At 37.8% G+C, this 16,176-nt stretch carries 19 protein-coding genes; 6 read left to right on the top strand and 13 right to left on the bottom strand.

What is annotated here, in order from left to right; genetic code table 11:
- Positions 1 to 23: 23 nt before the first annotated feature.
- The 12 genes from hisB to G7Y57_RS02310 all read right to left on the bottom strand — a co-directional run bounded on the left by hisB (position 24) and on the right by G7Y57_RS02310 (position 9,308).
- A complete protein-coding gene (hisB, locus tag G7Y57_RS02365) occupies positions 24 to 1,139 on the bottom strand; it encodes a bifunctional histidinol-phosphatase/imidazoleglycerol-phosphate dehydratase HisB (RefSeq protein ID WP_165020565.1) in 1,116 nt (371 codons plus the stop codon).
- A 21-nt stretch (positions 1,140 to 1,160) separates the two neighbouring features.
- Complete coding sequence (gene hisC / locus G7Y57_RS02360) at positions 1,161 to 2,189, bottom strand: histidinol-phosphate transaminase (protein WP_165020564.1); 1,029 nt, start codon at positions 2,187 to 2,189, stop codon at positions 1,161 to 1,163.
- 12 nt (positions 2,190 to 2,201) lie between these two features.
- Positions 2,202 to 2,660: a cupin domain-containing protein gene (locus G7Y57_RS02355; protein ID WP_165020563.1), complete on the bottom strand. Its 459-nt coding sequence runs from the start codon at positions 2,658 to 2,660 to the stop codon at positions 2,202 to 2,204.
- A gap of 104 nt (positions 2,661 to 2,764) precedes the next feature.
- Complete coding sequence (locus G7Y57_RS02350) at positions 2,765 to 3,205, bottom strand: GNAT family N-acetyltransferase (RefSeq protein ID WP_165020562.1); 441 nt, start codon at positions 3,203 to 3,205, stop codon at positions 2,765 to 2,767.
- Complete coding sequence (gene hisD / locus G7Y57_RS02345) at positions 3,202 to 4,479, bottom strand: histidinol dehydrogenase (protein WP_165020561.1); 1,278 nt, start codon at positions 4,477 to 4,479, stop codon at positions 3,202 to 3,204. The genes G7Y57_RS02350 and hisD overlap by 4 nt, the downstream gene beginning before the upstream one ends.
- 24 nt (positions 4,480 to 4,503) lie before the next feature.
- A complete protein-coding gene (locus G7Y57_RS02340) occupies positions 4,504 to 5,160 on the bottom strand; it encodes a hypothetical protein (protein ID WP_165020560.1) in 657 nt (218 codons plus the stop codon).
- On the bottom strand, positions 5,160 to 5,687 hold the full coding sequence (locus G7Y57_RS02335; protein ID WP_165020559.1) for a GNAT family N-acetyltransferase: 528 nt from the start codon (positions 5,685 to 5,687) through the stop codon (positions 5,160 to 5,162). The genes G7Y57_RS02340 and G7Y57_RS02335 overlap by 1 nt, the downstream gene beginning before the upstream one ends.
- The gene (gene hisG, locus G7Y57_RS02330; protein WP_165020558.1) at positions 5,684 to 6,538 is read right to left on the bottom strand and encodes an ATP phosphoribosyltransferase; all 855 of its coding nucleotides are present in this window, start codon (positions 6,536 to 6,538) and stop codon (positions 5,684 to 5,686) included. The genes G7Y57_RS02335 and hisG overlap by 4 nt, the downstream gene beginning before the upstream one ends.
- A gap of 214 nt (positions 6,539 to 6,752) precedes the next feature.
- Positions 6,753 to 7,220 (bottom strand): hypothetical protein, encoded by a 468-nt coding sequence (locus G7Y57_RS02325; protein WP_165020557.1) that lies wholly within the window; start codon positions 7,218 to 7,220, stop codon positions 6,753 to 6,755.
- Positions 7,221 to 7,234: 14 nt separating this feature from the next.
- Positions 7,235 to 7,597 (bottom strand): hypothetical protein, encoded by a 363-nt coding sequence (locus G7Y57_RS02320; RefSeq protein ID WP_165020556.1) that lies wholly within the window; start codon positions 7,595 to 7,597, stop codon positions 7,235 to 7,237.
- A 76-nt stretch (positions 7,598 to 7,673) separates the two neighbouring features.
- On the bottom strand, positions 7,674 to 8,225 hold the full coding sequence (locus G7Y57_RS02315; RefSeq protein WP_165020555.1) for an RNA polymerase sigma factor: 552 nt from the start codon (positions 8,223 to 8,225) through the stop codon (positions 7,674 to 7,676).
- A 30-nt stretch (positions 8,226 to 8,255) separates the two neighbouring features.
- Positions 8,256 to 9,308 (bottom strand): tetratricopeptide repeat protein, encoded by a 1,053-nt coding sequence (locus G7Y57_RS02310; RefSeq protein ID WP_165020554.1) that lies wholly within the window; start codon positions 9,306 to 9,308, stop codon positions 8,256 to 8,258.
- Positions 9,309 to 9,663: 355 nt separating this feature from the next.
- On the opposite strand from G7Y57_RS02310, the gene G7Y57_RS02305 reads away from it, so the two are divergent.
- The 6 genes from G7Y57_RS02305 (at position 9,664) to G7Y57_RS02280 (ending at position 15,552) form a co-directional block, all read left to right on the top strand.
- The gene (locus tag G7Y57_RS02305) at positions 9,664 to 11,934 is read left to right on the top strand and encodes an aconitate hydratase (RefSeq protein WP_165020553.1); all 2,271 of its coding nucleotides are present in this window, start codon (positions 9,664 to 9,666) and stop codon (positions 11,932 to 11,934) included.
- Between the two features lie 6 nt (positions 11,935 to 11,940).
- A complete protein-coding gene (locus tag G7Y57_RS02300; RefSeq protein WP_165020552.1) occupies positions 11,941 to 12,381 on the top strand; it encodes a GNAT family N-acetyltransferase in 441 nt (146 codons plus the stop codon).
- 10 nt (positions 12,382 to 12,391) lie between these two features.
- Positions 12,392 to 12,982, top strand: a complete 591-nt coding sequence (locus tag G7Y57_RS02295; RefSeq protein WP_165020551.1) for a DJ-1/PfpI family protein — start codon at positions 12,392 to 12,394, stop codon at positions 12,980 to 12,982.
- Positions 12,983 to 13,017: 35 nt separating this feature from the next.
- Entirely contained in the window at positions 13,018 to 14,361 is a 1,344-nt protein-coding gene (locus tag G7Y57_RS02290; protein ID WP_165020550.1) for a citrate synthase, read from the top strand.
- Positions 14,361 to 14,750, top strand: coding sequence for a DUF423 domain-containing protein (locus G7Y57_RS02285; RefSeq protein ID WP_165020549.1), 390 nt, complete (start codon positions 14,361 to 14,363; stop codon positions 14,748 to 14,750). Before G7Y57_RS02290 ends, G7Y57_RS02285 begins: the two co-directional genes overlap by 1 nt.
- An 85-nt stretch (positions 14,751 to 14,835) precedes the next feature.
- On the top strand, positions 14,836 to 15,552 hold the full coding sequence (locus tag G7Y57_RS02280) for a head GIN domain-containing protein (RefSeq protein ID WP_165020871.1): 717 nt from the start codon (positions 14,836 to 14,838) through the stop codon (positions 15,550 to 15,552).
- A gap of 87 nt (positions 15,553 to 15,639) precedes the next feature.
- Here the strand turns inward: G7Y57_RS02280 and G7Y57_RS02275 are convergent, their stop codons facing one another.
- A complete protein-coding gene (locus G7Y57_RS02275; protein ID WP_165020548.1) occupies positions 15,640 to 16,167 on the bottom strand; it encodes a DJ-1/PfpI family protein in 528 nt (175 codons plus the stop codon).
- Positions 16,168 to 16,176 lie beyond the last annotated feature (9 nt).

The following is a 16,176-nucleotide window of genomic DNA, read 5'->3' as shown; positions in this document are numbered from 1 at the left end:
TGTCCTCATTATACAGTATTCAACTAAATAACCCCCTTGGTCGATGGCAGTTCGTAATTGAATATATCTCGTTTTTTTGCCATTTTAATAGCTCGTGCCAAAGCTTTGAATATGCCTTCTATTTTGTGATGCTCATTCGCTCCTTCTGCTTTTATATTAAGATTCATTTTGGCTGCATCGCTCAACGATTTAAAGAAATGTAAAAACATCTCGGTAGGCATATCCCCTACCTTTTCACGTTTGAATTCGGCGTCCCAAACAAGCCATGCCCTGCCTCCGAAATCGAGAGCTACCGAGCAAAGACAATCGTCCATAGGCAGACAATAGCCATAACGTTCTATTCCACGTTTATTGCCCAATGCCTGATAGAGAGCTTCGCCCAAAGCAATAGCCGTATCTTCGATGGTATGATGTTCATCGACATTCAAGTCACCTTTTACTTTTATAGTTAAGTCCATACCCGAGTGTTTACCTATCTGGTCGAGCATGTGATCGAAGAAACTCAAGCCGGTCGAAATATCACAATACCCTTTCCCATCAAGGTTGAGTACAATGTAAATATCTGTTTCTTTTGTAGTACGCTTAACCTCTGCCCTACGTTCTCCTGCAAAAAGATATTCGCTTACAACATCCCAATCGGTAGTTTGCAAAACACAGCATTCTTTCAAGTCGGACGGAAGTTCTACCTTATCACTAAGAAAAATAGCTTTGCTTCCCAAATTCTTAGCTAACTCCACATCGGTTAATCTATCGCCTATTACATACGAATTCTCAAGATCGTATTCTGCCGATAAGTATTTATTCAGCATACCTGTACGAGGTTTGCGTGTTGGGGCATTATCTTCGGGAAAACTACGATCGATCAATATATCATCAAAAGTAATGCCTTCACCTTCGAGTGTCGTCATCATTTTGTTATGCGCAGGCCAAAAGGTATCTTCGGGAAAAGAAGATGTACCCAGTCCATCCTGATTGGTAACCATTACAAATTCAAAATCGAGATTCTTTTGAATAAAATAAAGGTTACGTATTACTTTGGGATAGAACTCCAATTTTTCTAAACTATCCAATTGATAATCAATAGGTGGTTCGATAACTATCGTTCCATCACGATCTATAAAGAGTGCTTTTTTTTTCATTTATATTATTCGGTAATCTGATTAAATACTTTTCAAGGTTTCTATCAACGTCTTATTCTCTTCATCTGTCCCTACTGTTATTCGTAAGCAACCGAGACAAAGCGATACAGAATTTCGATTACGGACAATCACCCCTTTTTCGGCCAATTGTTTATATAATTTATTTGCATCACCTACATTAATAAGGATGAAATTAGCATCTGTAGGATATACCTTTTCTACAAAAGGAAGTTTCGCCAGTTCGATCTGCAAATAATCGCGTCCTTTCAGTAAAGTATTTACCCATTGTTTTTTCTGATCAGCCTTATCCAACTCTCCACTCACATAATTCTGAGTCAAGATATTCACATTGTAAGGATATTTCACCTTATTGAAAAATGAGATAACCTCAGCAGAAGCAAAAGCCATACCTAAACGGACTGCGGCTAAGCCCCACGCTTTTGAAAATGTTTGCAGAATAATAAGATTCGGATATTTGTCTAAATCGTTCAGCCAAGTGGCATCTAAAGCAAAATCGATATAGGCCTCGTCGAGTATCACCATACCCTTGAATGACGTGATAATTTTCTCTACTTCTACCCTATTCAGTAAATTACCTGAGGGATTATTGGGAGAACATAGAAATATTAATTTCGTATTTTCATCCACTCTATCCAATAAGCGTTGGGCATCGAGTGTATAGTCTTCATTCAGTAATACTTTTCTATACTCCACATTGTTTATATCGGCACACACCTGATACATACCATAAGTAGGATCTATCGCCACAATATTATCAATCTGCGGCTCGCAGAAAATGCGTATTACCAGATCGATAGGTTCGTCGCTCCCATTTCCTAAAAATATACTTGATATATTTACTCCTTTCTCCTTAGCAATCTTCTCTTTAAGAGACCATTGCAATGGATCTGGATAGCGGTTATATTTGTCGTTCAATGGATTCTCATTGGCATCTATATAAACAGATGCTTCGCCTTTAAACTCGTCTCTGGCAGATGAATAAGGTTTAAGATTCCAGATATTTTTGCGGACTAATTGTTGTAAATCCATACGTATTTTTTCTTATTTAGGTTGGTAAGTGGTTACTACAAATATGATCAGCGGTTCATCGCCTGTATTTATAATAGAATGATAGTTATCGTTTCCCTGAATAGAAGTAATATTCCCTTTTTTCAGGTTCAATTTACGTGTTTCGTTATCCAGCCCTAAACGCTCGATATATTCGCCCTGTCCGTTTACAATTACATATAGTTCTTGTTCATTTTTACTGCCATGCTCATGGAATCCGGCCTGATCGCCATTATTCAACAGCACCATATAAACCCCGATACGATTATTAACCAGCTCATCTGCTTCGAATAAAGAAAGCATGTAAACAACCCCGTTTCCTCCATACATCGGATCACGTTTTTCTATATCCAGCACAGTCCTTTGAGGCTTGCCAAAAGGTACAACCGTAAGATCAACGTATTTGGAAACAGCAGCTATTACCTGCTTTTTCTCATCATCCCAACTATTCATATCTATATTTTTTTCAATTAAGTTATTGTAACTATTTATTGATGTATTTTTACAGGTTTATTATCTGACAAGCAATCTTGCAACTCGTAACTAATTACTTGTAACTATTTATTATCTATCAATTTCACCATTTCGTAATGAGGAATACCCACTAGGGTAAACTCATCCCCTACTGTATCATAGCCGTTTTTTTCGTAAAAACCTTTCGCTACTTTTCGGGCATGCAATGTTATTCGTTTAAAGCCATGATTTTTTGCTGCCTTTTCTGCGAACTCTATTAATTGCGAACCTATACCTTCTCCCTGATATTGCTCAGCGATAGCCATCTGCCTGAATTTTACCGTTTCGGTATCTAATTTCGATAATATAACACAGCCTATTATATACTGGTTATCCTTACAAATACAAAAAATATCATCAGCCTCTTTTTTCAGATCAGCTTCTGTAAAAGACAGCCCTAGAGGTTCACGTAAGATGCGGTAACGCAAAGCGACCATCTCATGATACTCAGGCGTATCGTATTTTATTATATCAAATTGCATCATTCTAAAAGTCTTAAAGTTACAGCATTCTTATGTGCGTGAAGATCTTCATTCTCAGCCATTACCTCTATGGTATGCCCTAAACGTAAGATGCCTTCTTTTGTTATTTCCTGAAAGGTTATTTTTTTTACAAAGCTATCTAAATTTACTCCACTATAAGTTGTTGCATAACCATTGGTCGGCAAGGTATGATTTGTACCCGATGCATAATCGCCCGCACTCTCGGGTGTATAGTGACCAAGGAAAACTGAACCCGCATTTATTATCTGTCCGGCTATTTCCATATAATCGGCAGTTTCTATTATCAAATGCTCGGGAGCATACTGATTTGTCATATCTATTATCTCCTGTTCATCTTTGAGCAGAATCAATTTGCTATGAGCTAACGCCTTTTGAGCAATCTCGCAACGAGGAAGCTCAAGCGTTTGTTTTTCAACTTCGTGTAACACCTCCGATATCAATCTTTCGGACGTAGTAGTTAATATAACCTGACTATCCGCTCCATGCTCTGCCTGCGATAATAAATCGGCAGCTACAAACCGAGGATTAGCCGTTTCGTCGGCAATTACCTGAACTTCCGATGGTCCGGCAGGCATATCAATAGCAACATCCTTAAGGCTAACCAATTGTTTAGCCGCCATTACATATTGATTTCCGGGACCAAATATCTTATACACCTTGGGAACAGATTCCGTACCGTATGCCATTGCTCCGATAGCTTGAATACCCCCTATCTTGAATACTTTATTCACTCCGGCTTCTTTCGCTGCGAAAAGAATAGCGGGAGGTATCTTACCTTCTTTGTTTGGAGGTGAGCAAAGAACAATTTCTTTGCAACCGGCTATCTTAGCAGGAATAGCAAGCATTAATACGGTAGAAAAAAGTGGTGCTGTTCCACCGGGAACATACAAGCCTACCTTTTCGATACCTACTGCTTTTTGCCAGCAAGTTACCCCTTTAGTAGTTTCTATTTTTTTACTTTCAAATATCTGGCTGCGGTGAAAAGTTTCTATATTTTGTATTGCCTGACGAATCGCCGATTTCAGCTCTTCGGGCACAAGTGACGCAGACGCACTTATCTCCTCTTCCGAAACAGCCAATGTTGCAAGATTAACTTTGTCGAACTTAGCTTCGTACTCAAAAACCGCTTTATCGCCTCGTGATTTTATATCTGACAATACTGCACTAACAGTTTCGTTCAAACTGGATGTATCGAATGTAGGACGAGCAAGTATTGCTTTCCAATCGGCTCGTTGGGGGTATTTTATTATTTGCATAATTCTAATTTCTTTGATTACTATTCATTCTCCATAAATAAGCAACTTATCAATATCAGAAATATTCCATTGATTTGTTGCATTGATTGCCAATAATTGTACAGAAAAAATTTCCAGCTGAAGTTTGGCATCATCAATAGCCTTCGTTAAACTATTTTTATTGACCTCAACTATAAATTTATTTGGATTGGGAACATAATTTTCATTCACATTGCTATGTTCCAAATCAAACACAATACTATTTTCATTCTTTATTATACTCGGAGATGGATGCCCTATCCAAAAAGAAAGATCTTCATCACCAATCAATTCCTCCCAAGATTTAATATCATTCAAACTACCACAACATTGAGGATAAAGTATATCTTCGTCATCAACATTCAATATATACCCACCAGATAGTGATCCGACGCAATCCATATCATTACCATCCTTATCTATATCTTTTATTTCGTCGAATACCAATTTTGTCAGATTTCGATTTGTTATTTTCGCTAATTCATACAAGGAACAACCCTTTGAATATGGATTCATTTCACCTTCAAAACCTGCCGCTTTAAGACATTTTTTATTGAATAGGCTCCATTCATCTGTATGCTCCCAATATGGCCCATTGGTTGAACTTACAATATTCTGATCGTAATATGTAATGTCTATTACAGGTATAAGCCGAATATTCATTATCCTCCAAATTCTTTTTTAAGCATACTGTAAATTGCAAGATCGGTGAAAGCATTATCGACAAGAAGCTCCCCATCCCTCTCAATTCCTTCAAAGCAAAACCCGAGTTTCTCGGGTATGTTCCGGCTTTTTGTATTAGCTACCGCTACCCGTATCTGTACTCTATTAAAATCAAGTTCACCAAATGCCAGATGAAGTAATTCGACCACTGCTTTGGTTACGATACCATTTCCTTGTGCCGCCTCTGCCAACCAATAACCAATTTCGGTTCGTTTATTAGCCGCATCAGTCCTAGTGAAACCGATCAACCCCACAAACTGTTCGTGATGATAGATAACAAATTGTTTCTCACCCGATTCGAGCGTAGAGGTTACAAAAGCTTCCGTATCTTCCACTTCCTGCGTAAAATCGACAAATGGCAACCACTCTCTCAAATACTCCCTATTTGCAATTATTTCATTAAAAATAAGAGGTGTATCTTCGGCCGATAATGGTCTTAGATAGGTATCACTTGATAATTGTATCATAATATCATTTTTTCGATGGGTAATACCAAAATGCCTTCTGCCCCTAAGGCCTTAAGTTTACTTATAACTTCCCAAAAGCGTTTATCATCCACTACCGATTGAACTGAACACCAACCCTCTGTAGCCAATGGCGTAACAGTTGGGCTACGCATACCGGGCAAGATAGCAAATATTTCATCTACTTTATCTTCCGGCGCATTCAATACAACATATTTTTTATCTATTGCTGCCTGCACAGCCTCGATACGGAAAATAAGTTCATCCAAGATATCTTTTTTCTCTTGCTCAAGACCTTTATTAGCAATCAACAAAGCTTCCGATTGCATAACAACATCGACTTCTTTCAGTCGGTTGCTAACAAGCGTGCCGCCTGAACTTACAATATCGAAGATCGCATCTGCCAAACCAATGCTAGGTGATATTTCTACTGATCCTGTAATCACATGGATGTCAGAAGAAATAGATTTCTCGTTCAAATATTTTTTCAGAATATGAGGATAAGAAGTTGCAATCTTTTTGCCTTCGAACCATTTTAAATCTGCATATTCTGCATCTTTCGGAATAGCCAAAGACAAACGGCATTTACTGAAACCCAGGCGCTTGATAATAGCTGCATCCTCGTCTTTTTCTACCAATTCATTTTCGCCAACAACACCTATGTCTGCAACACCTGTTGCTACTGCTTGAGGAATATCGTCATCGCGAAGAAAAAGGACTTCGAGAGGGAAATCTTTTGCAGGAATAAGCAAAGTACGTTTTTTGTTATTCAATTTAATACCTGCTTCTTGCAAAAGCTCCATTGTTTCTTCAAACAAGCGTCCTTTAGATTGGACTGCAATTCTTAATACCATATTATTTCGTTTTATATTATTTCGTTATGAAACAAAAAAAGCCTACCACGAGTGGTAAGCTTTTTCATATATTTTACACAATACATCATCATGTTACTTACCTGTGGTCAGCAATTCGCAATGATGATGAAATATTGTTTTTTTCATTTTAATTCTCTTCTATAAGACAAAAGTATACATTATTAAATAATAAACAAACTTTTTGTCAGTTATTTTATTTCTTACCAGTCCCCTCTCTTTTACCTCTGAAGTCTTCCAGAGCACGCTGCATAAACTTTTGTTCGGCTCTCTGGTACTTAAACAATTTTTCGGCAGGTAATACAGCTTTAAATTTCTGATAGTATTCTTTTTCCAGAATTACCTCTTTCTCGCGAGTATCCAGATAATTTTCTATCGCTTTTTTATAATCGGCTTCTGTCTTATTGGTCGCTCTGCGCAACTGTCTGGATTCGTCACGTGTGGTTTTGTTTATTTCAAATTTTTTATCCATAAACTCATTCACCAACGGGATGAAACCTTTCATTTCTGCATCCGTCAAGTTTAATTCTTTCTTAAGAAACTCTGCTTTTTGTTCTTTAAACTTAGTAACATCAAACTCTTTTTTTTCGCCTGTTCGTTGAGCATTTATAGATGTCAAACTCAAAAAGAAAGCAAGTATCAGTAATATATTTTTAGTTTTCATATCTTTTATTTTTTTTAGTCTATAGAATAAACAGCATCATCGTATGCCGATGACATAGCTTCTTCTTGCAAGAATAGATAGAAATCTTCTTCATCTACAGATGATATTGAAGAGGCAGAAGATGTCATATCCTTGATATCTTTTGTACCCATATCATTAGGCATACTCTGATGATCTATAATTCCCGTAGAGAAGATTACCCCTGCAAACACTGCTGCAATTGCAGTCCAAGGGAGTACTTTCTTCCATAATGGAACAATTTTAGCCACCTTCCTTTCTTTCTCCGGCAGTTTGTCCATTATGCTCGCATTAAAGTTCTCAAAATAATTTTCTGGAACTCTAAACGGATTCGCTTTGTTCTTATCCTTTTCTAACATAACTGCTTATTTTTTTAATAATATCACTTGTACATATTAACCCACACTATTATAGACTATAGATATCCAAAAAGGTTTAATGCTCGGTTGATAAATATTCTTCTATTTTTTTTACGGCGTGATGATACGAGGCTTTTAGTGCACCAACAGAGGTATCGAGCACTGTTGACATTTCTTCATATTTCATTTCGTCGAAGTATTTCAAATTAAATACAATACGCTGCTTTTCGGGCAATGTCAATATCGCTTTTTGAAGTTTCAATTGAGCTTCGTCGCCATCGAAGTAGTCATCGCCTTCGAGTTTAGAGACAAGATAGGTATCCGTATCATCAATCGATACATTATTTTGAGCCCGCTGCTTATTCAAAAAGGTAATACTTTCGTTTACAGCTATCCTATACAGCCATGTAGATAATTTAGAATCACCTCTAAAACTATCTATGCTTGTCCATATCTTAATAAATGTATTTTGAAGGACATCATTCGCATCATCATGGCTCAATACGATTTTTCGTATTTGCCAATAAAGCAGCTCGCTATACTCCTTCACCAATTCGGCAAAAGCGTCACGCTGTGTGTCGCTGTTATGGAGCCTCTGTATAAGCTTTTCGTCTTGCTCTTGTGACATTTATTTTATTTTTATTATATCTGAGCATTTTTACAAAGCTCCATCATCCAAATCAGAATCGTCGCCGAATTCAGCCTCCTCATCTACAATACCTCCTTGCCCATGTTCAAACCACTCAATAAAACTATCTACCTGTGTTTTATTATTATTCCACCATTCCAACGATTCGTTGAAATAGGCGACACTGACATAACGGCAATAGGTATCAAAATACCCCGAACCGAGTATTTCTTCATACGTAGGTACAAAGAAATCCCACAGCAATCCGCTTTGAGTATCGTTCTGCATTTGGCTCAATGCAAAGAAAATAGTTTTAGATGCTTCTTCAAAATATTTATATTGAGAAATAGCATCGTTGCCTTGTGGTTGTATCCTCACTAACGATTCGTATAATTTTTGTCTGTTTATTCCATCCTCGGGTGTCAACTGAGGTGCATTAGCGGGAAGCTTAGTGGCAATTATATCATACATTTCGGCAAAAGCATCTTTCGATCGCTGCGTATTAGGCTCTAACAAAAGAAAAAAATGAAATGAGTAAAAACTTTGTATCCACCTATCAGCATCACTCAATGCATAAGCATATAACAGAAATGCGCTCGAATGCGTAGCGTCTATTTCAATGGCTTTCCGCAAATGCTGAACAGCCATTTGATTATTTTTTGTATTGAAGTAGCATAATCCCAGATTGAAATGTAGCAAATATTCATCTCCACAACGTACCAATGCTTCACTGAACAGCTTGATGGCATCATCGGTTTTATCCATATCGGCTAAAGCAGTTCCTTTTACAGTATAAGCGTCAACCAATAATGGTTGGAAATTGGCATTGATTACCTTCGTACTATATTTCAGAGCATTCGTATAGTCTTTCAGCTGAAGATAAGATAAAGACATTTCATATACCGCAGACATAGATGTTGGATTTATCTTTAATGCCTCCTCATAGCAAGCTATGGCATCCTTATAACGTCCCTTGTCATGCAAACTTACTCCTTGACGGATAAGTTTCTCGGATGATACCTGTGCATTCACAATTTGTGTCGAAAATAAAAGAAATATAATAATTGTAAAAAAGCTCTTCATAAATATAAAACGATTTGAATCTACAAAAGTAAGAAAATCTTCCAAACCTAGCGGTATTGTTAAAACTCTTAGACATTTTTAAGGGTAAAAAGGTTTAATATCAGTCATCAGCAATCGCTCTGAACTTAAATTACTTTTATCCGAACAATTAACTCTATACAATTCAATAAGATAGACTCAAGCCTATCGAAAGACAAAAAGACAGACATTAATAAATACATCTTTCAAAATGCTATAACACAAGAGGCAAATACGAGAAAATGAGACATAAAGAGCCGCAATACAGAATATTTTTATTATTTTTGCTAGTTACTTTCATTCACTAAAAAGAGACAATAGAAAAAAGAATATTAATATGACACCAAGTACAACCTTCGATATAGACATGATTCGCAAATTTTACGAATCTTTTCCAACGAAAGTAGATAATGCCAAAAAGGTTCTCAATAAACCTTTAACTCTTTGCGAGAAAATTTTATATGCCCATCTTTCTCCTAACGAAGGAGTGAAAGATTATGTACGTGCAACCGATTATGTCAACTTTGCTCCCGATCGTGTAGCAATGCAGGATGCAACAGCTCAAATGGCTTTGCTTCAATTGATGAATTCGGGAAGATCGACGGTTGCTGTTCCATCGACAGTACACTGTGATCATCTGATACAAGCATATAAATCTGCAAAAGAAGATTTATCGACTGCCGAAATAACAAATAAAGAAGTGTATGATTTCTTAAGTGTCGTTTCTAATAAGTTTGGTATCGGTTTCTGGAAACCGGGTGCCGGAATTATTCATCAGGTAGTTTTGGAAAACTATGCTTTCCCCGGAGGAATGATGATCGGTACAGACTCACATACTCCTAACGCCGGAGGTCTTGGTATGATAGCGATTGGTGTTGGTGGAGCCGATGCTGTGGATGTCATGGCAGGTATGCCGTGGGAATTGAAGATGCCTAAGATCATAGGCGTGAAGCTGACCGGAAAACTTTCGGGATGGGCTTCATCTAAAGATGTTATTTTGAAACTGGCTGGTATTCTTACCGTAAAAGGAGGAACAAATGCCATTATAGAATATTTCGGAGAAGGTACGGCATCATTATCCGCTACCGGAAAAGCTACTATTTGTAATATGGGCGCAGAGGTAGGTGCAACCACTTCGATTTTCCCTTACGATAGCAAATCAGCAGATTATCTGAAAGCAACCGAACGCGAAGATGTTGCGAATGCCGCAAATAATATAATTTCATACTTACAACCGGATAGCGAGATAATCGCTAATCCTGAAAAATATTATGATCGTGTAATCGAAATTAACCTTTCGGAACTGGAGCCATATATCAATGGTCCGTTTACTCCCGATGCTGCACATCCAATTTCTGAATTTGCAAAAATAGTAAAAGAGAAAAACTATCCTCAAACAATGGAGGTCGGCTTAATAGGTTCATGCACCAATTCGTCGTACGAAGATATGTCACGTGCCGTGTCAATCGTCGAGGATGCCAACAAAAAGAATGTAAAAGTAAAAGCCCAATTTATAATTAATCCCGGCTCGGAACAAGTACGCTATACCGCCGAAAGAGACGGAATACTTTCCGTATTCGAAGAGGCAGGGGCTACGATTATGGCAAATGCCTGCGGACCTTGTATCGGACAATGGAAACGTGAAACAGAGAACCCAGAGCGTCCGAATTCGATTATTACATCGTTCAACCGTAACTTTGCGAAACGTAATGATGGTAACCCGAATACACACGCCTTTGTAGCATCGCCCGAGATAGTAGCTGCATTGACAATTGCGGGAGACTTATGCTTCAACCCGCTGAAAGATACCCTTACGAATGAAAAGGGAGAGCAGGTCAAACTGCAAGAACCTCACGGGTATGAACTTCCTCCTAAAGGATACGATACAGAAGATTTAGGATTTATTGCTCCTGCAAAAGACGGTGAGAATATTGCTGTGGAAATAGCTCCCGACTCTCAACGCTTGCAAGCATTACAACCTTTTGCTGCATGGAATGGCAAAGACATTGTAGAACAACCACTACTAATTAAAGCAAAAGGAAAATGTACTACCGACCATATATCGATGGCCGGACCATGGCTACGCTTCCGCGGACATTTGGATAACATATCCAATAATATGCTAATCGGTGCAGTAAATGCGTTTAACGACAAGACAAATGCTATACTCGATGTACAGACTGGAGAATATATACCCGTACCTCAATTGGCACGAAAATTCAAAGCCGAAGGTTTAGGCTCGATTGTAGTGGCAGAAGAAAATTATGGAGAAGGTTCTTCTCGTGAACATGCTGCCATGGAACCCCGCTTCCTGAATGTGAAAGCAATTATTGTAAAATCATTTGCCCGTATTCACGAAACAAATCTGAAGAAGCAGGGTATGCTTGCACTGACTTTTATCAACAAAGAAGATTACGACAAAGTGCGTGAGGATGATAAAATAAGCATATTAGGCTTAACCGATTTCAAACCCGGAACAAACCTGACGGTAGAGTTAACTCATAAAGATGGAACAAAAGAATCTTTCGAAGTGGCTCATACATATAACGAATTACAAATAGAGTGGTTCAAAGCAGGTAGTGCCTTGAACTATATGAAAAAAAACTGATAGCGAATGGTATTTGTTATTGAGAAAATTCAGGAATCTCATTTCGAAGAATTGATTTCTTTATTTCATGAATTTGCCAACTTCGAGAAATTACCCGAAAAGATGACAAATTCAGCAGAGCAAATGATGCGAGAAAAAGATTTCCTGCTTGGTTTTGTCGCTAAAGATAAGGATAACAAGATAGCGGGGTATGTAACATTCTTTTTCGCATACTACACATGGATAGGAAAATCACTATATATGGACGACCTATACATCCGCCAGCAATACAGGGGGAAAGGGTTGGGTACAATCCTTATCAATAAAGCAATTTCATTTGCCAAAGAAAGCGATTGTAATAAATTGCGCTGGCAGGTTTCTAATTGGAACAATCATGCTATAACATTCTACGAAAGCCTTGGCGCTACTATCGATGACGTGGAAATGAATTGCGACTTAATATTGTAATAAATCATTTATGAATATCTGCATTATCCTATTCGATAAATTTGAAACATTAGACGTTTTTGGTCCTGTCGAGATTTTCGGAAAATTAGACAATTCGGTTATTCAATATTATTCATTGAATGGGGGACTTATTTCGAACAAGGATAATATATCGATCGTAACGAAAAGTATTCATGATTTGTATCAGGCAATTGATGTGTTGCTTATCCCCGGAGGAGAGGGAACGAGAATAGAAATCAAGAATGCCGACCTCATTAACCTGATAAAAAAGTTAGCCGGTCGAAGCCGATACGTTTTATCAGTTTGTACCGGAAGTACATTAGTCGCAAAGGCAGGATTGCTTGATGGTAAGAGAGCTACTTCGAACAAACGTGCATTCGATTGGGTGAGAGAATCATCCAGTCAAGTGCAATGGATAAAACAAGCTCGATGGGTAGTTGACGGAAAGTATTACACATCATCGGGCATAAGCGCAGGAATAGATATGGCTCTAGGCTTCATTTCTGATACTTACAGTTTAGAAAAAGCGGAAGAGATTGCATTCAGAATAGAATACAACTGGCAAAACGATGCAGACATAGATAATTTCTGCAACCAATAAAAAAAGAAACACTTTATAATATAATAGACTAAAATATGGAAAATATCATCAGTAAAATATCAGATACGATAAAAACCACGACAAGTATTGAAGACGATTTATTCAAGAAATTCAATGTAAAGCGCGGACTTCGTAACGAAGATCATACAGGGGTGATAGTCGGTCTTACGAAAGTAGGTGATGTTGTAGGATACGAACGTGACGAGGAGGGTAAACTAAAGCCTATTCCCGGCAAATTGATATACAGAGGTGTAAGTCTCGAAGATATAGTAAAAGGTGCACAAAGAGAAAACAGGCTGGGTTTTGAAGAAACAGTTTATTTGATACTTTCGGGTAACCTGCCTGAGAAAGATACTTTGAAAGAATTTTCCGATCTATTGAGCCGCACCATGGATCTGAATCCTAAGATTACAATGCATATTCTAGATCTCGAAGGACAGGATATCATGAACAATCTGGCAAGATGTGTACTCGAACTATATACTTTCGACGATAAGCCGGACGACACCTCAGCCGAAAATCTGATTAAACAATCGCTGAATCTCGTAGCAACTTTCCCTACGATTATAGCTTATGCCTATAATTCGCTAAGACACAATTGCGGTAAATCATTACATATCCGCCACCCGCAGGAAGGCTTATCTCTTGCCGAAAATTTCCTTTACATGATGAAGGGGCGCCATTATACCGAATTGGATGTAAAAACATTAGATTTGGCATTGATGGTTCACGCTGATCATGGTGGTGGTAATAACTCGACATTCACTGTACGTGTAACCAGTTCGACAGGAACTGATACCTATTCGGCTATTGCTTCGGGAATAGGCTCACTCAAAGGACGCCTGCACGGTGGCGCGAACCTGAAAGTGGTGGACATGATGAAAAACATCAAACGCAACATAAAAGACTGGACCGATGTAAAAGAAATAGATACCTATCTGCAAAAGATGCTGAATAAACAGGCATACGACAAATCGGGTCTGATATATGGCATCGGACATGCTATCTATACCGTTTCCGATCCCAGAACGATGCTCCTTAAAGAAATGGCAAAAGATTTGGCTCTTGAAAAAGGACGCGATAAGGAATTTGAATTTTACAATCTACTCGAAGAACGCGCCATTAAGAACTTTATGGAGTTTAAAGGAACATCGGTAAATAAGCAAGTATGCGCCAATGTCGATTTCTATTCGGGTTTTGTATACGATATGATAGGCTTGCCACAAGAGATATTCACACCGTTGTTTGCTATGGCTCGTATTGTAGGATGGTGCGCTCACCGAATTGAAGAACTGAATTTCAAACAAAAACGGATTATTCGCCCTGCTTACAAAAATGCAGGAGAAGTGAAAGAATATATACCTTTGAATAATAGATAATGAAACAATTTGTATTAGTTGTTGCCTCCGTATATGGATTGCTAGGCATTATACTGGGAGCCTTTGGAGCCCATGCTTTCAAAAACATGCTATCTGCTGAGAAGCTGATCAGTTTCGAAACAGGTGTACGTTATCAAATATATCATGCTATAGTCTTGCTCGTTATCGGGTTTGCCTTTTCATATAGCACATCCATTGAACGATGGTCGGCAATTTGCCTTATGATAGGCGTATTTCTGTTCTCATTCAGCATCTATTTTCTCACTTTCTCTGAATATTGGAATGTGAATCTACGATTCTTAGGTCCGGTTACACCTTTAGGTGGTGGATTTATGATAGCAGGATGGGTTTTACTTATTGTGTTTTTTATAAAAAATAAAGTTTTTTGAAAATAAATTACTTTTCTTGTAACCTAACATGTGATGAGGAAGTCATATATATAAATCACAATTTTTAATTTAATAATTTATGAAAATGAAATCACTTTTGTACATCTGTAGCATAGCCCTGATCTCTCTTACCCTCCATTCGTGTTCTTTTAATTCCGTAAGAGGAAACGGCACAATCGTTACTCAGGAAGTTAACATAACCGATTATAGCGAGTTTAAATTCAGCGGTGGCAGCACTCTTGTTTATGAACAAAAACCCGACACTGCTCCATACCTTAGAATAGAAGTAGACGAAAATATTTTTCCTTTATTAGAAATAAAATCTGAAAATGGAGTATTATCGATAGGCAGTAAAGAAAATATAAGCCCTACTAAGTATACTATATATACCAACTCTACAAACTTATCTAAACTTGGTATCAGTGGCTCTTTAGATGCTCATCTGAAAGGTAGTATCCAAACAACAGATTTATCTATATCAAGTTCTGGCAGCAGTAGTATTATTGTAGATAATATAACATGTAATTCACTGAAAACCGATGTATCTGGATCAGGCGATATTACGCTGGCAGGTAAAGCTAACAAATTGAGCAGCTACATATCGGGCAGTGGTAAAGTGAAAGCTTCGGAATTGATTGCCGACACTGTATCATGCAATGTTTCGGGAAGTGGTGACTTTTTTGTGCATGCAAACAAATTACTTGATGTACATGTATCGGGCAGCGGTAGTGTTCAATACAAAGGTGAACCACAAATCACACAATCAATTTCAGGTTCGGGAAGTGTATCAGCGATGAAATAATAACTGGATATACAGTTTACAATATAAGGAAGGGCTGTCTAAAATAATTTTAGACAGCCCTTCCTTATTCTATGTATTTAGCAACAATTACTTCAAAGCAGCTAAGAGCTCCGGTAGGAGTGTCCATATATAGCTTTCAGTTTGTGCTGTATATAGATTATGATCCACAACCGATTTTTCGTCAGTAGGTATACCTTTCAATACTCCTGCTTTTCCGTAAGGATGAACAGCCATTTTCTTACCATCAGCTATTCCTGACTTATCGAAGATTACCGCAGCGGCACAATGTCCTGCGATAAGTTTACCTTGTTCGTTAAACTTTGCAACAACCTCGAACATATCTTTATTATATTGCTTATCGGCGTTCTCTGCTAATTTCATCATAGCATCTCCACAAGCAAAAACAAGAGCGTCATATTCGTTTTCTTTTCCTTTCAGATCTGCAATTGCATGATCTAATGAAATACTGATTCCCGAATTAGTCTTGATATCTTTCGATTCGGCTATTGCGAATGTCTGATACGAAATACCGTTTTCGAAAAATGCTTCAAGATACTGAAACAATCCTGATCCGTTTACCGGATTCAACGCGATTACTGCTACTTTCTTTCCCATAATATAAAT

It is taken from the genome of Dysgonomonas sp. ZJ279, assembly GCF_011039205.1.
GTDB lineage: Bacteria > Bacteroidota > Bacteroidia > Bacteroidales > Dysgonomonadaceae > Dysgonomonas.
This window is presented reverse-complemented; position numbering and strand designations above follow the sequence as displayed.

What these genes read in the sequence shown, in the direction of transcription:
- hisB (WP_165020565.1), bottom strand. Translation starts at nt 1,139, where the DNA reads ATGAAAAAAAAAGCACTCTTTATAGATCGTGATGGAACGATAGTTATC.
- hisC (WP_165020564.1), bottom strand. Translation starts at nt 2,189, where the DNA reads ATGGATTTACAACAATTAGTCCGCAAAAATATCTGGAATCTTAAACCT.
- G7Y57_RS02355 (WP_165020563.1), bottom strand. Translation starts at nt 2,660, where the DNA reads ATGAATAGTTGGGATGATGAGAAAAAGCAGGTAATAGCTGCTGTTTCC.
- G7Y57_RS02350 (WP_165020562.1), bottom strand. Translation starts at nt 3,205, where the DNA reads ATGATGCAATTTGATATAATAAAATACGATACGCCTGAGTATCATGAG.
- hisD (WP_165020561.1), bottom strand. Translation starts at nt 4,479, where the DNA reads ATGCAAATAATAAAATACCCCCAACGAGCCGATTGGAAAGCAATACTT.
- G7Y57_RS02340 (WP_165020560.1), bottom strand. Translation starts at nt 5,160, where the DNA reads ATGAATATTCGGCTTATACCTGTAATAGACATTACATATTACGATCAG.
- G7Y57_RS02335 (WP_165020559.1), bottom strand. Translation starts at nt 5,687, where the DNA reads ATGATACAATTATCAAGTGATACCTATCTAAGACCATTATCGGCCGAA.
- hisG (WP_165020558.1), bottom strand. Translation starts at nt 6,538, where the DNA reads ATGGTATTAAGAATTGCAGTCCAATCTAAAGGACGCTTGTTTGAAGAA.
- G7Y57_RS02325 (WP_165020557.1), bottom strand. Translation starts at nt 7,220, where the DNA reads ATGAAAACTAAAAATATATTACTGATACTTGCTTTCTTTTTGAGTTTG.
- G7Y57_RS02320 (WP_165020556.1), bottom strand. Translation starts at nt 7,597, where the DNA reads ATGTTAGAAAAGGATAAGAACAAAGCGAATCCGTTTAGAGTTCCAGAA.
- G7Y57_RS02315 (WP_165020555.1), bottom strand. Translation starts at nt 8,225, where the DNA reads ATGTCACAAGAGCAAGACGAAAAGCTTATACAGAGGCTCCATAACAGC.
- G7Y57_RS02310 (WP_165020554.1), bottom strand. Translation starts at nt 9,308, where the DNA reads ATGAAGAGCTTTTTTACAATTATTATATTTCTTTTATTTTCGACACAA.
- G7Y57_RS02305 (WP_165020553.1), top strand. Translation starts at nt 9,664, where the DNA reads ATGACACCAAGTACAACCTTCGATATAGACATGATTCGCAAATTTTAC.
- G7Y57_RS02300 (WP_165020552.1), top strand. Translation starts at nt 11,941, where the DNA reads ATGGTATTTGTTATTGAGAAAATTCAGGAATCTCATTTCGAAGAATTG.
- G7Y57_RS02295 (WP_165020551.1), top strand. Translation starts at nt 12,392, where the DNA reads ATGAATATCTGCATTATCCTATTCGATAAATTTGAAACATTAGACGTT.
- G7Y57_RS02290 (WP_165020550.1), top strand. Translation starts at nt 13,018, where the DNA reads ATGGAAAATATCATCAGTAAAATATCAGATACGATAAAAACCACGACA.
- G7Y57_RS02285 (WP_165020549.1), top strand. Translation starts at nt 14,361, where the DNA reads ATGAAACAATTTGTATTAGTTGTTGCCTCCGTATATGGATTGCTAGGC.
- G7Y57_RS02280 (WP_165020871.1), top strand. Translation starts at nt 14,836, where the DNA reads ATGAAATCACTTTTGTACATCTGTAGCATAGCCCTGATCTCTCTTACC.
- G7Y57_RS02275 (WP_165020548.1), bottom strand. Translation starts at nt 16,167, where the DNA reads ATGGGAAAGAAAGTAGCAGTAATCGCGTTGAATCCGGTAAACGGATCA.